At 26.7% G+C, this 206-nt stretch carries 1 pseudogene; it reads right to left on the reverse strand.

Annotation, left to right across the window (positions count from 1 at the left end):
* Positions 1-206: pseudogene (locus tag KGF42_RS20745) on the reverse strand (RNA-guided endonuclease TnpB family protein); the annotation flags it as partial.

Here is a 206-nt window from a genome sequence, read left to right on the forward strand (position 1 = left end):
TTAAATTTACTTCCATTTGAACATATTGCAAAATCTTTAATTCCTAAGTCAATACCTATTCCTTCATTAGTACATTTAGATACTTGAATATCATCTTCCTCAACTAATATAGATACATAGTATCTATTAGATTTTTGACTTACTGTACCACTTTTAACTATTGAATTTGTTGGTATATATCCAAATTCTTTTAGTCTTACCCAACC

It is taken from the genome of Clostridioides sp. ZZV15-6383, assembly GCF_020657735.1.
Lineage (GTDB): Bacteria > Bacillota > Clostridia > Peptostreptococcales > Peptostreptococcaceae > Clostridioides > Clostridioides difficile_D.